At 44.3% G+C, this 15,726-nt stretch carries 13 protein-coding genes; 8 read left to right on the forward strand and 5 right to left on the reverse strand.

Translation table 11 applies throughout. The annotated features are described in order from the left end of the window. Positions 1-326 precede the first annotated feature (326 nt). The 3 genes from QZ938_RS06395 to QZ938_RS06405 all read left to right on the forward strand — a co-directional run bounded on the left by QZ938_RS06395 (position 327) and on the right by QZ938_RS06405 (position 4,377). Positions 327-2,039: a zinc metalloprotease HtpX gene (locus QZ938_RS06395; protein ID WP_293149598.1), complete on the forward strand. Its 1,713-nt coding sequence runs from the start codon at positions 327-329 to the stop codon at positions 2,037-2,039. Between the two features lie 90 nt (positions 2,040-2,129). After that, positions 2,130-2,378 carry a hypothetical protein gene (locus QZ938_RS06400; RefSeq protein WP_293363149.1) on the forward strand — a complete coding sequence of 83 codons (249 nt, stop codon included), beginning with the start codon at positions 2,130-2,132 and terminating at the stop codon, positions 2,376-2,378. A gap of 244 nt (positions 2,379-2,622) precedes the next feature. Next, positions 2,623-4,377 carry a hypothetical protein gene (locus QZ938_RS06405; protein ID WP_293349765.1) on the forward strand — a complete coding sequence of 585 codons (1,755 nt, stop codon included), beginning with the start codon at positions 2,623-2,625 and terminating at the stop codon, positions 4,375-4,377. A 26-nt stretch (positions 4,378-4,403) separates the two neighbouring features. Here QZ938_RS06405 and QZ938_RS06410 read toward each other — a convergent pair whose 3' ends face one another. Next, complete coding sequence (locus tag QZ938_RS06410; RefSeq protein ID WP_293349768.1) at positions 4,404-8,279, reverse strand: zinc-ribbon domain-containing protein; 3,876 nt, start codon at positions 8,277-8,279, stop codon at positions 4,404-4,406. Between the two features lie 242 nt (positions 8,280-8,521). Continuing rightward, on the reverse strand, positions 8,522-8,737 hold the full coding sequence (locus QZ938_RS06415) for a zinc-ribbon domain-containing protein (RefSeq protein WP_293349771.1): 216 nt from the start codon (positions 8,735-8,737) through the stop codon (positions 8,522-8,524). 103 nt (positions 8,738-8,840) lie between these two features. Here QZ938_RS06415 and QZ938_RS06420 point away from each other — a divergent pair, with 103 nt between their 5' ends. The 5 genes from QZ938_RS06420 to QZ938_RS06440 all read left to right on the forward strand — a co-directional run bounded on the left by QZ938_RS06420 (position 8,841) and on the right by QZ938_RS06440 (position 13,169). Beyond that, a complete protein-coding gene (locus QZ938_RS06420; protein WP_293349774.1) occupies positions 8,841-9,335 on the forward strand; it encodes a DUF2321 domain-containing protein in 495 nt (164 codons plus the stop codon). A 145-nt stretch (positions 9,336-9,480) separates the two neighbouring features. Further along, positions 9,481-10,077 (forward strand): Uma2 family endonuclease, encoded by a 597-nt coding sequence (locus tag QZ938_RS06425; protein WP_293349777.1) that lies wholly within the window; start codon positions 9,481-9,483, stop codon positions 10,075-10,077. A 240-nt stretch (positions 10,078-10,317) separates the two neighbouring features. Beyond that, positions 10,318-11,850, forward strand: coding sequence for a DUF1565 domain-containing protein (locus QZ938_RS06430; protein ID WP_293349780.1), 1,533 nt, complete (start codon positions 10,318-10,320; stop codon positions 11,848-11,850). 393 nt (positions 11,851-12,243) lie between these two features. Further along, entirely contained in the window at positions 12,244-12,579 is a 336-nt protein-coding gene (gene psb28 / locus QZ938_RS06435) for a photosystem II reaction center protein Psb28 (RefSeq protein WP_293149588.1), read from the forward strand. A gap of 83 nt (positions 12,580-12,662) precedes the next feature. Then, a complete protein-coding gene (locus tag QZ938_RS06440) occupies positions 12,663-13,169 on the forward strand; it encodes a MogA/MoaB family molybdenum cofactor biosynthesis protein (protein ID WP_293149586.1) in 507 nt (168 codons plus the stop codon). Positions 13,170-13,264: 95 nt separating this feature from the next. On the opposite strand, the gene QZ938_RS06445 is transcribed toward QZ938_RS06440, so the two are convergent. From QZ938_RS06445 to QZ938_RS06455, 3 genes are all read right to left on the reverse strand, one after another. Beyond that, positions 13,265-13,651 carry a tautomerase family protein gene (locus QZ938_RS06445; RefSeq protein ID WP_293349783.1) on the reverse strand — a complete coding sequence of 129 codons (387 nt, stop codon included), beginning with the start codon at positions 13,649-13,651 and terminating at the stop codon, positions 13,265-13,267. 287 nt (positions 13,652-13,938) lie between these two features. Next, on the reverse strand, positions 13,939-14,262 hold the full coding sequence (locus QZ938_RS06450) for a hypothetical protein (protein ID WP_293349786.1): 324 nt from the start codon (positions 14,260-14,262) through the stop codon (positions 13,939-13,941). 209 nt (positions 14,263-14,471) lie between these two features. Next, on the reverse strand, positions 14,472-15,407 hold the full coding sequence (locus QZ938_RS06455; RefSeq protein WP_293149578.1) for a class I SAM-dependent methyltransferase: 936 nt from the start codon (positions 15,405-15,407) through the stop codon (positions 14,472-14,474). Positions 15,408-15,726: the final 319 nt, after the last annotated feature.

The raw sequence follows: 15,726 nt of genomic DNA on the forward strand, positions 1-15,726 counted from the left end.
CTCAAATTATTTTGATTGTAACTTTGAAATATAGCCTTTCTCAAAAAGATGAGGTATCACAGACATCTTATATAACCACTTAAACTAAGAGGGCTGAAGCCCAACAACGTACCCGATCTTTCTTGTAACTTTGAAATAGTTTTGAAATGGGAATTAGATTTTTGGAAATAACTTGGATGGGCGGTTTTCACTCTTAGACAATTTACAGGAAATTATATATTTTTGTTGAGACTCCTTACCGCGCTCCGAAATTACAGGTTAAAACAGTGAAGTATAGATAAAATCCCACGGTAATTACCTTTTGTCAATAACCTTAGGAGAATATTATGTCATCTCAAGCTCCTTTACGCAAGGCAGGGCGATCGCCCAAAGCCGGGATTAAACTGATCCAGAAAACTGGCGGAAACCTGGTTTTAGCTTCCGGCGCCACTATCATCATGCTGTTTGGTATGGTGTTCGTGTTGTCCTTGGCCACAGTTTTCATTATCAACAGTCCCGATCCTGTCGTCGGATTGGCGATCGCACTTCCGATCACTCTAATTTTTAACATCGCAGCTTTTTTCCTATCGCCTTACTTGATGGACTTAACCCAAAATTGGCTCTACAATACTCGCTGGGTTTCCCTAGCAGAAATTGACAGCCTGAGTCCGGAAACAGCGAAAGTTATTCAGAAAGTTTGCCAACAGAAAAAGCTCAAGCAGCCGCGTTTAGGAATTATCGACGACCAAAACCCTACTGCTTTTACCTACGGTTCTTTTCCTAACAGCGCTCGCTTAGTCGTCAGTCAAGGTCTTTTCACCTATTTAGACGACGATGAAATTGCCACTGTTTACGCCCACGAACTCGGTCACATCGTCCATTGGGACTTTGCAGTCATGACTTTAGCTTCAACTTTAGTGCAGATTACTTATTTAATTTACACTACAGCTCAAAGCCTCGGTCGAAGCGGTGGCGAAAAAGCTAAAGATGCGGCCGGAACTGTCGCTGCTGTTGCTTATGTATTTTACATCGCAGGCACTTATTTGTTGCTGTACTTGTCGCGGACGCGAGAATATTTTGCCGACCATTTTGCCGCCGAAACTACCGGAAACCCCAATGCTTTATCGCGTGCTTTGGTAAAGATTGCTTACGGTATTTTGGAAGAAGGAGAAAGAGCAACGGAACCCAGTCGCTTGTTAGAAGGAACTCGTGCTTTAGGCATTTATGATGCAAAAGCTGCGGCATCTAGCGGTACTGCTTACAGGATTGCGTCGGAACCGGAAAAAATTGGACGAGTTTTTCTGTGGGATATGTTTAATCCGTGGGGTTGGTGGATGGAGTTGAATTCGACTCACCCGCTGACTGGTAAGCGAGTTCGCGCTTTGAGCACCTACGCAGAACAATTAGGCTTGGATATTGAGTTTGACATGGGTCGGATTGTGGGCGAGGGTCACCTTTTGAGCAAGCGGAAATTGTACGGAAATTTCTTTTTCGATTTGCTGCTGTACAGTGCGGAAACTCTGGGTTTGGCGGTGGGTTTTGCGATCGGCATTTCCCTCTCGGCTGGGAAGCCGATGATGATGGTTGCTTGTGCTTTAATCGGTTTGGGCGTGGGAATTTTAATCAAAGCTTTGGTGATGTTCCCGAATTACGCACAAGCAGAAGAGTTGGATGTTTTAACTTTAATGTCTGACCCTTATGCGAGTCCTTTACGCGGTCAACCTGCGAAACTACAAGGCGAATTAATTGGTCGCGGTGATGCGGGTTATGCCTTTGGTTCCGATTTGAAATTGCAAGACAGAACGGGAATGATGTATCTACATTATGCTTCTCGTTTTGGGCCGATTGGTAATTTTCTGTTTGGGATGAAACGGGTTGAAAGTTTGATTGGTATGGATGTTAGCGCTTTGGGTTGGTTCCGCCGGGGTGTGGCGCCTTGGATGGATTTGATTCAGCTTGAAAGCGATAGCGGTACGACGGTTAGCAGCTATCACCGCTTTTGGTCTTTTGTGATGGGGATTGGTGCGATCGCGATCGGTATTGCAGTTCTTTTTCTGTAATGTCCAGCTTAACATTTGAAAGGACTGAAGTCCGAACGATCAAACCAGGTTCGTAGTGAGGACTTCAGTCCTTCCCAAACCAGGTTCGTAGTGAGGACTTCAGTCCTTCCCCTTTTTACCAGACGAGCAAAAAATTATGTCAACAATTTGGAAGCGCAATACATTGCTATTTTTGATGTCAAACCAGAGGGAAAGGTTACAAATCAGCGAGTTTTTGCTGAGCTCAAAGATGTCAGTCAAAGCGGAGTTTTCGAGTGTTTAAAAGTTGATTTAGAAGGGAATATTTACAGCACCGGGCCTGGGGGAGTGTGGATTTTATCCCAACAGGCGAACTGTTAGGCAAAATTTATGTACCCGAGACGGCGACTAATTTAGTCTGGGGAGATAGAGATTATAAAACGCTTTACATTACCGGAAGTAAAAGTCTTTATCGAATTCGCCTTAAAAACGGTTTGTAGTGAGGACTTTAGTCCTCAGAAAGCAGGACTGAAGTCCTCACTACCAACACTTTTTATTAGGTAATTTACATGGCATGATATAATTGTACTTTTGAAAATCAGTCTTTCCCAATCTCAAATCTCAAATGGTATTAATTGCCCGCTTGCACAAATTTCTGACGGCGACTGTGGATGAAAAATCCCGATCGCGCACAATATTCTGGTTGATGCTGAGCTTGACATTTGCCGCAGTTTATGGTGTTTTAGGAATTGCTCAAGCCTTCAGCGCCGAGTATGTGGTGCAAGACGATGCGAGACAGCACGTTTTCTGGATGATGCGGTTTGTCGATGCGAAATTATTCCCCAAGGATTTCATTGCTAACTATTTTCAATCAATCGCCCCCGCCGGATACAGCACCCTTTACAAATTAGCTGCAACCATCGGCATTCACCCGCTATTTTTTCACAAAATATTGCCGCTATTTCTCGGCTTAATCTCCACCTATTACTGTTTTGGGCTTTGCTTGGAAATGCTGCCAGTGCCGATGACTGGATTTATCGCATCTTTGCTACTAAATCAGCATATGTGGATGACGGATGATTTGGCTTCCACAACGCCCAGAGCTTTTATCTATCCGATATTTCTCGGTTTTTTATATTATTTGTCGCGGAGTTCGTTGCTGCCCTGTTTGGGGGCGATCGCCCTAATTGGATTATTCTACCCTCCCTACGCCTTGGTTGCTGCCGGAATTTTAGTTTTGCGCCTGCTAAGCTGGGAAAACGGCCGTTTGCGCTTGTCGGGCGATCGCACAAACTACCTATTTTGCACTACCGGTTTGGGAGTAATCTTTCTAGTAATGCTGCCCTATGCCTTAGATAAATCGGAATTTGGCCCGACTTATACCGCAGCAGAAGCCAAGCAAATGGGCGTATTTGCAGCCGACGGCAGAAATGCTTTTTTTCGTCCAAATCCGGTAGATTATTGGCTGACTGGTAGGGGTAGCGGGATGTTTCCCAAGTCGCTGTTTACGCCTGTAACTCACTGTGTGGGGCTGTTTTTGCCGCTGCTGCTGCTATGGAGGCGATCGGCTTTTCCGTTAGCGAGTCGGATTAATAGCAAAATTTGGCTGTTGCTTCAGCTATTTTTAGCATCCTTGGCGATGTTTTTTGCCGCTCACGCTACCATTTTTAAGCTTTATCAGCCTGGACGCTATACTGCGTATAGCTTGCGCTTTGTTGTTGCGATCGCAACTGCGATCGCCCTGACGTTAATTATCGATGGCGTCGGCAACTGGGCATCAACAACCGAAACAAAATTTCCTGATTCAGCAACGCCAAAAAATCTAGTTGCACTAATTACCACAGCGACAATTGCGATCGCAGTTGTGCTTTATCCATGCTTAGTGGAAAAATTTCCCACAGTCGGGTATGTAGAAGGTAAAATGCCCGCTTTGTACAAGTTTTTTCAGCAACAACCAAAAGATATCCTCATTGCTTCCATCGCCCCAGAGGCGGACAATTTGCCAACTTTTAGCCAGCGTTCGGTTTTGACAGGAAAGGAATATGCAGTGCCTTATCAAAAAGGCTACTACAGCAGATTTTTACGGCGAATTAACGATTTGATTCGCGCTCAATATACGGGCGATCCAACTGTTTTGCGAAAGTTCATTAACAATTATGGAATTGATTTTTGGATGCTCGATCGCAATGCCTTAACTCTTAAGTATGTAGAGGATTACGGCTGGATCGAAGACTTTGATGCGACACCGGAGGCAATGCTTTCTCTCAAACAAGGGAAAATTCCCGCGTTAGCTCCCGCAGTTACAAGTTGTGCTGTTTTTCAGAATGAAATTGTAGTTGTTTTGGATGCGTCTTGTATTGTGAAATTGGCTGGGAGTTAAGACAAAAACGAATTTTCAAAAGACCTCTAACTCTTGATAGCACGGATATGGGTAAATTTCCACATATCCTGAATGCTGATAATGGTAAATCCCAAAGCTTCTAAGTCAGTTTGGAATTGCTCCTGATCGCTAAACCGTGAAGTTGACTCGATAATATGCAACTGACCATCAAGTTTAAGAGTACGATGTGCTTCCCGTAGGTAGTTGGTGAAATTTGAACCCATCAAAGCAAGAGAAAAAATAGCCACATCTAGAGTTTCATCATCTAGCGGAACGTGCGCCATATCGCAGGCGATCGCATTATCATTGATCGCAATATGGTCAAAGCTATAAACTGTATGTTTATCCGATACAGCCTCAGCTAATTTTGCTTCACCGCAACCAAAATCACCAATAGTGTAGCCGCTACGTTGTTGACACCAGCGAATCATCTCCTCGTAGGGAATAACTGCCCAATCTTTTCTTGATTCTTGATACAAAGTATGGTAATGCGCCCACTCTTGAGGGTTTTCCTGTAAGCGTTGGTGAGTGGTGGCGCTGTGGGTTTGGTTCCAGTGGCGATTCATGGTGGAGAAGTCGCCGTAACGCGCCAGTCGTTGCTGTACTTCGGCTGGGTTAGTATCTGGAATGGGGATAATAATTTTCGGGCGGGTGATGATTTGGACTTCGCCAGATGCGAGGCGTTCTAACCAGTCGATCGCATTTTGGTAAGCTTGTGCAGGCGATCGCAGGTGTCCTTCTGGTACTATGCCATCAACAGCAGCATCGGCGATCGACTTTTTGAATTTTAAGCGCTGCATTTTGGAATCGCACCACGACCAGCGCTGACTGTTAACCGTTGCATAGGTCAGAGGAATCACCATTTTTACTGTATCGCGGGTTTGTCCTTGGCGGTAGATGCGACCTTTTAGTTGTTCAAATTCCGCATGAGTCCAAGGTAAAACGTTAACAATTAGCTGGTTGCAAACGTGCTGTAAGCCATCTACACCAGTCCCTATGGCGCTAGAACCGATGAGAACATCAATTTTGCCGTTTAAAAAGCCTTCTAAACCTGATTTGTCTTCGCCCGTGTAGAAACCCACTTTCCAACCATCATTTACTAAGGCATCTCTCAATATGCGATCGATTCCCTTGATGTAATGAGTGTAAATTAGGGTTTTGGGTTGGATGTGCTGGCGAATAATGGGTAATCTGGCAACAGTGAGAATTTTTTCTAATTGCAATGGAGTCCCATTTCCACCTAAAGCGCGAATTTTTTCGATGTAGTCGGCACAATCTACCGGAATTTCGATTTGTTCGTAATCTATATTATATTCTGGCATCCAGCGTATTCCCAAAGTAACGAGTCGCTGGTGTAGTCTCATACAGTTGTCAATAGTTGGGTGGATATCGAGTTCGTTGTGGGCAAATCCCGTCACCATTTCTATTAAACTTTTGCCTTCTTGGATATTGTTAATTACCGGAGTGGCTGACATTCCGATAACGTGCAAATTGGGGTTGCGTTCTGCGGTGGTGGTAATGAGGGCAGTTACTAATTGTTTGCGCCGGGACATATCTTCAACTTTGCGCTGTTTGGTGTAGTGAATTTCGTCAATAACGATGAAATCAATAGATTCGTTTTCTATAAATGAACGTATCCAATTAGCCGAGTCTGGTTGTTGGAACATTTCATAGTTCAAAATCAAATAATGGTGGGTTTCTAGATTGAGAACAGCACCTAAATCAGTTTCATCACCGATCGCTTTTGCCCAATTGGGATTAAAAGTTTTAGTAATAACTACGCTATCTGGAAAAATTTTGAGTATGGCATTTTTCCAACCTTCGACGACGCTATTTGGACAGCAGATTAAGGTAAGATCGGCGTTAATGACGCGACTGGCGAGAACTGCCGAGAGGGTTTTGCCTGCACCTGTTCCCGACCAATTGCCGACCCGCTTTTGGTCGCGTACCCGAACGGCGATTAGTCGCTGCATCAGGTTTGGTTCGGCTAATTTCCCGTCGATACGGAAGCCGTAACCTGTGGGAGTTTCGAGATTTTTGGCGCGGTGATATTCGTCTAAAAATTCTGTTCTAACGCGATCGCTGTAGCTATCTCCAGTGTATGCTTCTGCTTGGGCTACTGCTGTTGTTTCATCGTGAAAAACGTGCTTCCAAATCTTTGCTTTTGCCGATGCGACAAGGAATTCAACCGCTTCTTCATCGGCTGAAGATACGACGTGATGATCTAAGGATTTTAAGACTTCTTTTGTTTGGACAATGGGAAGGTTAAGGTTATCTTCTTCCTGGGATGGTTCGATAGTTTCATTGATTTGGTTGTCAAGATTATCATCAGAGGTTCTGTCTCGTTCATCGGTGATGTCATTATTGCTGTTTTTTTCTAGTGATTCGAGAGTTAGCTGTTTATCTTGCAGGAATTTATCAACTATCGAAGATTCACCATTGATAAATTTTTTTATTTCTTCTTTTGGGAACCGTCCAGTAGCAAGCGCTTTAACAAAGCTTTTACCTTTGCCTGTACTCTGAAGCATTCCACTCTGCTGAAATAGTAGGTAAAGTTCAGCAGCCGTAAAAGTTTCAAGGTAGTTTATTAATGCGCTAATAAAATGGCGGATCTTTTCTACTGTCCAACCTGAATTACAAGACGGACATCCTCTCCCATGAACTCTATTGGAAATCATTGCTTCCCACTCATGTTTTGAGTCTTGAGTGCATTGCCACCAAACTTTCTCTTCTGAACCTGCTATAACTGCACTTGGGGTAAGTGTCCCATTTTTGGTGGGATGCCATTGTTTAGCAATTTCAGGATAACGAGTTGCCAGACAATTAGTAACCGAAATTTTTTGCCCAGAACAACAGGGGCATCCTCTCCCTCTGATTCTATTAACAATAGAAGAATCCCACTCGTGATCGACTCCTTCTGGACAGATCCACCAAGCTTTTTTTGCCGAACCTGCCACTATTTTATCTGGGGTGAGCTTACCATTTTTCGTCGGATGCCACTGTTTGGCTATCTCTGGATAAAGACTTGTTAGAGAGTTAGTGACAGATGATTTTAGACCACGACAAAAGCGGCATCCGTTTCCTCCTACTCTATTGACGATAGAAGCTGGCCATTCGTGATCGGGACCTTCTGGACAGATCCACCAAGCTTTCTCGTTTGACCCTGCTACCACTTGTTCTGGAGTCAGGCTACCATTTTTTGTGGGATGCCACTGTTTGGCTAATTCAGGGTAAAGATTTGCTAGAGAATTCGTGACTGAAACTTTCTGTCCAGCACAACAGCGGCATCCATTCCCTCTAACTCTACTATCAATAACAGCATCCCACTCGTGATCGGGACCTTTGGGGCATTTCCACCAAGCTTTATTTGTTGAACCTGCTACCACTTGTTCTGGAGTCAGGATACCGTTTTTTGTGGGATGCCACTGTTTGGCTAAGTCAGGGTAAAGACTTGCTAGAGAATTAGTGACCGATACTCTTATACCAGCACAACATGGGCATCCTCGCCCATTCTTTCCTCTACTGACTATAGAAGCATCCCATTCGTGATCTGGACCTTTGGGGCATTTCCACCAAGCTTTATTTGTTGAACCTGCTACCACTTGCTCTGGAGTCAGGCTATCGTTTTTTGTGGGATGCCACTGTTTGGCTAAGTCAGGGTAAAGACTTGCTAGGGAATTAGTAACCGATACTCTTTGACCAGCACAACAGGGACATCCATCCCCTCTTTTGACTCTTTTCTCAATAGAAGCTGGCCATTCGTGGTCAGGTCCATTAGAACATTTCCACCAAACTTTCGTTTTTGAGCCTGCCGAAACTTGCTCTGGAGTGAGTCCATCGTTTTTTGTAGGATGCCACTGCGCTGCTAGTTGAGGGCTTATAATTGATAATGGGCTTTTCATACAATACAATCTTTCAGGCTGTGAAACCTGTCTAACTTTATATTTATTAGGAAAAGTTAAAAGTATTAACCAGCTAATTACGCCAAGAGATAAGGACAGTTCAATTCTCCATGTAACAAAGATTTAGCCAAATCTTTGAGGATTACTTGAAACCAGTTTTGGTCATAATTGTGGCGATCCTGAGTGATCGCCGTTTGGATGGCGTAGGGAGTCAACTATGGGGGGATTGTTTGCACCATCACTTAGGGTTCACCCGTTACCACACAAAAAGGGCATCCCTTACCTCGGACTCTACTCTCAATAGAGGCTTGCCATTCGTGGTCAGGTCGATTAGGGCATTTCCACCAAGCTTTTTTCGCTGAGCCTGCTGCAACTTGTTCTGGAGTGACGCTACCGTTTTTTGTCGGATGCCATTGTGCTGCTAGTTGGCGATGAGTAGTTGATAAAGGGTTTTTCATAAAGTACACTCTTTCAGTGGAACTTATTTAACTTAGACTCTAGCACATTAGGATTGTTTTATAGTATCATGTTGAGTGACATATCTATTAAAAAGTAAAATTTATGCCAAGTGATTGTTGGTATGACACGGCTCAAATTTGCTTAAACGGTCATTTAATAAATAAGACATTTGTCTCATTTCCACAAAAAAATCAAAATTTTTGTCAAGACTGTGGCACACAAACTATTACAAATTGCCAATGTTGCCAAACGTCTATTAAGGGTTACTATCATATACCAGGAACTTTTTTGTTTAAGAACGAGTTCCAAATTCCCAAATTTTGCCAGAATTGCGGTATGCCCTATCCTTGGACAGAATCAGCACTAAAAGCAGCCCAAGATTTTGCTGATGAATTAGAAAATTTAACCCCCGAAGAACGAGAAGTTTTAAAGCAAAGTATTAATGACTTAGTAACCAATACTCCCAACGTCGAAGCTGCTGGTTGGAGGTTTAAAAATTTAGTAGCTAAATCTGGAGTATTTGCTGCTGACACATTTCACAAGATTTTAGTTAACATTATTAGTGAAACAGTAAAAAGATCTATATGGCATTCATAAAGAATTATATATATAAAATATGCTAAAAATTTACTTGTTAGCATTAGTCAACCAAGGGTTATCAGCTACAATTGCTGCATAGATATTCTGCAGGTGCGATCGCACAATACGCTATAATTCCCATAGGAGATAATGGTGCGGTTCAATGACACAAGTTCTCGATCGCGAAATTCTCGATGGGCGAGTGGTGCTCAACGGCACTTGGGAACAATTTAAGTTAATCCAGAAGGGCTCCGAAGATTCCCCTGGGGTAAAATTGTCTTTTTTTGCAGGTGCGATCGAAATTCTGACGCCGGGATTCCAACACCAAAATTTTTCGGAAATCATTGGTTACTTGGTGACAACTTTTTTGCTGGCGCAAGGCATTAGGTTTTACCCTTCTGGTTCAATGACGCAGGAGAAAACGGGAGAAGTTTCAACCCAAGCCGACAAATCGTTTTGTTTGGGACAACCTAAGTTGATTCCCGATTTGTCGATCGAGGTGGTTTATACTAGCGGTGGAACGAGCAAGTTGCCAAAATATAGAGCTTTGGGCGTGCCAGAAATCTGGTTTTGGGAGGATGGCACTTTGCGGTTGTATCACCTCCGGGAAGATGGATATCAAGAAGTAATTCAGAGTCAATTATTAGGATTGGAAACCCTGGATATTGATTTGCTAAAACGCTCAATTTTGATGGGTGAAACAGACTTGGCTGAAGCGGTGAAGGTTTTTGGGCAGGGAATTTCGACTCGATCTGAATGAAAAAGCCTAATACCCAGGTAAGCGACTTGTTGAAGAAGTCGGGGATTTGCTATTTTGGGAAACGAGAAATCAAGTATTTTGTAGGGGCAATCCCCCTGGGGTTGTCATCCCCTATGGCTGTCTTCCCAATCAAAGCTAAATATATATCCGCAGTCAAATTCGTACAGAATGAAAATTGCCCAAAAGTCGTTAAGCGAAGCTATCCCGTAGGGAATCGCACATTTTATCTTTGACAACAACATGGCAACACTTTACGTCAACCCCCAAACAGGCAGCGATGCAGCAGCCGGTACCCAATCGGCACCCTTAAAAACGATCGCCCGCGCCATCAGTCGCGCTGCATCGGGAACAGTTATTCAGCTAGCAGCGGGAACTTACAGCGCAGCCAGCGGCGAACAATTCCCCTTAGAAATTTCCTCAGGAGTCAAAGTAATCGGCAATGAAGCCAACAAAGGAAGCGGTACTATCATTCAAGGAAGCGGCAAATTTGTCAGTCCCACCGCTGCGAGTCAAAATATCACTCTACTGCTAGCAACTGATGCGGAATTGCGGGGAGTAACTGTCACCAATCTGGAGATTCGCGGCACTGCTGTCTGGATGGAGTCAACTTCTCCCACTGTGGCTAACTGCACTTTCACGCTTTGCAAGCGCGAAGGCGTATTTGCCACAGGAAATGCCAATCCGGCGATTCTGGACAACATATTTATCCAAAACTCTGCCGCTGGGGTAATTATGGCGGGGAATGCTAAGGGCGTAATCCGGCGCAATCTTTTTCAAAATACCGGTTTCGGCATTTCTCTGCAAGCTCAATCGGCTCCTTTGATTGTTGACAACCAAATTGTCGCCAATCGCTCCGGTATCGTTTTAACGGGAAACTCTAAGCCGGTTGTGCGGAAGAATCGCATTGAAAAAAATACCGAAGATGGTTTGACTGCGGTGGAAAAATCTCTGCCAGATCTTGGTACGGCTCAAGATTTAGGGGGAAATATTTTTGCTAACAATGGCGAATTTGATTTGCAAAATGCTACTGCGACTAAGATTTTTGCCCTGGGAAATCAACTCAATCCTTCGCGGGTAAAAGGTTTATTTGAGTTGGGAAATGTGACGCCAACTCCAACCCCAACCCCAACTCCAACTCCAACTCCAACTCCAACTCCAACTCCAACTCCAACTCCAACTCCAACTCCGACTCCTGGGGGTGTAAAGTTTAGCGATATCAGCACTCACTGGGCTAAGGATTTTATCGATCGCCTCGCTAAGATGAATATTGTTAACGGGTTTCCCGACGGCACTTTTAAACCTGACGAGAGTTTAACTAGGGCTCAGTATGCGGCGTTGCTGGCGAAGGCGTTTGAGTTGGCGCCGCGCCGTGAAGCAACGGTTTTTAAGGATGTGGCGGCGGATTTTTGGGCCCAAAGTGCGATCGTCAAAGCGAATCGAGGCGGGTTTTTGGTTGGATATCCCGACAGCACGTTTCGCCCGGAACAGAATTTGACTAAAGCTCAGGCGATCGTATCATTGATAAACGGCTTGCAGTTTAAAGGCGGCAATCCTAATTCTTTGAGCGTTTATGCCGATCGGGCTTTAATTCCCAGTTTTTCCACCGACTCCATCGCCACCGCCACAGAGCGCAAAATCGTAGTCAACTATCCCGCGCGGGACAAGCTTTCCCCCGCCCGCGACATCACCCGCGCCGAGATATCCGCCCTCGTCTACCAAACTCTGGTAGCCACAAACCGCGCGCAGCCAATTAACTCTCCCTACATCGTCTAAAGGTATGTAGTTGCGCTTGGGCGCTCTCTTTGGTACGTAGTTGCGCTTCAGCGCTCTTTGTGAGATATGGGAAAAAGTACTAAACCCCAACAGCCAATAGTGAAGGAGAAAGCCAGGGCTCAGGCAACTCAAAGGTACGTAGTTGCGCTGTCTTCGCTCTTTCCGATATCCCAGAAAGAGGGCTAAAGCCCAACTACATACCTGTTGCGCTGTCTTCGCTCTTTCCGATATCCCAGAAAGAGCGCTCAAGCGCAACTACGTACCTGAAAAATAGCCCCTCTCCCCCGATCCCCATCGCACAATCTCCCCAAGTCTTGACTTGGGAGCGTCCAAATCGTTTTATGATTAAAAGATTAAGAAATTCAGCAATCTTTAAGGTTCCACTCTCAGATTATGGCTAAAATTCAATTCTCCCGGGGTATAGACGAAGATACTGTACCCGAAGTCCGCCTAACTCGTTCTAAAAGCGGAGCTCAAGGCACTGCCACATTTATCTTTGAAAATCCGAAATCTCTCAGCAACGATAGCACCCAAGACATTACTGGAATGTACATGATCGACGAAGAAGGCGAACTTCTGACTCGCGAAGTTAAGGCTAAGTTCATCAACGGTCAACCTGCGGGTTTAGAAGCTCTTTATCTGATGAAAAGTGCCGCTGACTGGGAACGCTTTATGCGTTTTATGGAACGCTACTCGGAAGCAAACGGCTTAGGATTTAGCAAGGCATAATAGATAGTTAATAATTGGTAGTTGGTAATTGGTAATTGGCCGATAGCCGATTGCTGGTTGCCGATTACTTACGACAAGAAACAATGACGCAAATTCCTCACCCCGATTTATCTAAAATAACCGTAAATTGCGCTATCATGACTGTTAGCGATACGCGCTCTGCTGACACAGACAATAGCGGTTTGTTAACGAAAAAATTGCTAAAAGATGCAGGTCACTCTGTGGTAGCTTACACTGTTGTTAAAGATGATGCTGCAAAAATTGTATTGCAAATGCAGGCGCTTGCCCAGCGCGAAGATGTGGATGCGATAGTTTTGAGTGGCGGGACGGGTATTTCTCCACGAGATACTACCTACGATGTGATGGAGAGTTTGCTCGACAGGATTTTACCTGGATTTGGCGAGATATTTCGGTTTTTGAGCTATCAAGAAATTGGTTCGAGGGCGATCGCATCTCGGGCTGTTGCAGGCGTGTATCAAGGCAAGTTAGTCTTTTCTCTTCCTGGATCGAGTAATGGCGTGAAACTAGCTGTGGAAAAGCTAATTTTACCAGAGTTAGTTCACTTGGTCAAGCAGTTACGGGGTGGATGAGGGGTGAAGTTGGTTTTTTCACTGAGGGGAGAGATTGGCGGTCGATCGACAATAAAGCTCGATCGACCGCTTTGTTGTAAGTTAAGAGCGATCGGCTACACTTCGATTTTATAATTGAGTTGATGTTCATCACCCGGTAAGCCCCGAAAACCCCAATTGTGTTTAGGATTCTCAAAAATCGTGATTTCTAAATCCTGTGTGGCAATTCCAAAGGGCTGTAATCGCTCAAACAATAAACGAATCAACTGCTTTTTCGTCTCGACACTGCGTCCTTCAATCATGCTCACCTCAATGATAGTGTAACGTTCTGTGCGCCCTGTTGGATAAAAAAAATCAGAGGAGTCGAACAGAAAGAAACGGTGTGAACGTTTATCAGGTGGATAATGAAGTGCATCTACGACACAGGAATTAATGACATCGGAGAGTTGAGGCTTAATGGGATCGAGATGCTCTCTCAAACCGGAGATTTTAACCTGTACCATAATTCTATGTATGACAACAACTATAGCCTTTCTCAAAAAGATGAGGTATAACTGACAGCCCACACAACCCTTAAACCAAGAGGGCCCAAGCCCAACAACATACCTCATCTTTCTGAGAACCGCTATATCTATTAAAACCTATTTGTCTCGCGTTAACTTGTCTAGCGATCGCACATAAATTTCAGGGTACCAAAAGGCACCACCTTTGTTACACCAGATAGGTTTCGCTTGAAAGTTGTGGGCTGACGCCTTGACATTCAGTCGAACGCCATATCAAGTAATAGATATTATGCGATGAAGATCCCAGCAACCTTGTCTCCATTCATCGTCATCCGTGCCACAAATTCATCTCCACCATCTGCAAAACTCAGCTTCCACAAATAAACCTGAAAACCCTCTTGTGTCAATTCACCAAAATAACTAATTGAATATCCGTTTTGCAGGCGCGAACCGAGTTCATCGCTAACATTATCGAACATTTCTTGTGTAATTCCCGCTTTGTAGCCTGCATCGCCCACCGTGGTAAACAGCTCGTAATTTTTTGAGGCTGTGGCATCCAAAATAACCTGCAAACAATCAATGACCTTTTGAGGAGGGGCTGTCGGGTTCATGATGATATCCTTTTTTTAGGGTTCTCTCAACACGATATAGCTAAGACTGCTGTCTAAGTATTAATTCTACCACATTTGCGATCGAATTTAGTTTTCGAGCATCATTGACAGCCAACAGTTTTTGCACATCAACCTTTACTGAAATACAGTAGGGACACGGCACTGCCATGTCCTACCCAAACATCTGTAATTCAGTCAACTTAAAACTGCTATATTGCTTGAGCAACAACAGTCCGGTGTCTGAGAGTATTGCAAGTGATTGTCGGCACCGCAAAACCCGAATCAACCAAAGCCTGCTCAATATCCAACCCAAAATACTGATCCAAATAAGGCTCCGTACTCTTGAGCAAAGTCAAAATATAAGGAGGCATTTTGGCATAAACTTCCGACTGAGGATTCATATCCATAATTGTCAAATGTCCGCCAGCGCGCAGCAAACGCCTCGCTTCCCGGAATACTGCCTTAGAAGCTTTCTCCGGCAATTCGTGACAAACTAAACAAATAGAAACTAAATCAAAAGAAGCCGCAGGTAAACCAGTAGATTCAGCAGCAGCGTGCACCCAAATTGGAGATTTTTGATTAGAAAATTCCGCTTCTCGCTGTTGGGAACGGTATTGAGCAACCGACAAAAAATAAGGCGACAAATCCACCCCAGTCATCTTTGCTTCCGGGTAAACATCCCCAAGCGCAAACGTACTCATTCCCACACTGCATCCCAAATCGACAATATCTTGCGGTGTTTGAGAAATTTGAGCTTTGACGATTTCGTGATAGCTGGCGCGGAGTTTAGCATCGCCTTCTGCACCCGCTTCTGGCCAAATTCCGGCGTGCACTGCACGGGCTGCAACTTCAACTTCTGTGGCAGCTTCCCAACTCATATTACCTTTTTCGTAAGCGTGAAATGAAGTTAGATAATATTTCGGGTAAACCAAATCGGGATTTTCTACGCTGAGCAATTCTGCATCCCAATTTCGGGACAAAAGTGCTTGGGCTTCTTCTCGCCAATGCACTCCGATTTTTTCGGCTCTGTTTATCATCATTTCTCGCGCTTGGTGTTTGGCTAGAGCGGCCAAAGGTTTGATGGAGAGTACGCCATTTACTAAACGCGATGCTAATCCTGGAGTTTTGTTAACTGCAACAGTCATATTTTAGTTTTTTCGATTTAGCGCCATCAACTTTAACACGTTTTGGTAATTTTGAGTGAGTTGAGATAATCAAACTTTACAAGGTTCGTAGTGAGGACTTCAGTCCTTTCTTGGATGCGGACTAAAGTCCTCGCTAGAAGCAAATCAGTCCTTTTTTGGATGCGGACTAAAGTCCTCACTACGAACCTATCTGATGCGGACTAAAGTCCTCACTACGAACCTATCTGATGCGGACTAAAGTCCTCACTACGAACCTATCTGATGCGGACTAAAGTCCTCACTACGAACCTATCTGATGCGGACTAAAGTCCTCACTACG

It is taken from the genome of Microcoleus sp. CAWBG27 (assembly GCF_020883145.1).
In the GTDB taxonomy this organism is placed as follows: Bacteria; Cyanobacteriota; Cyanobacteriia; order Cyanobacteriales; family Microcoleaceae; genus Microcoleus.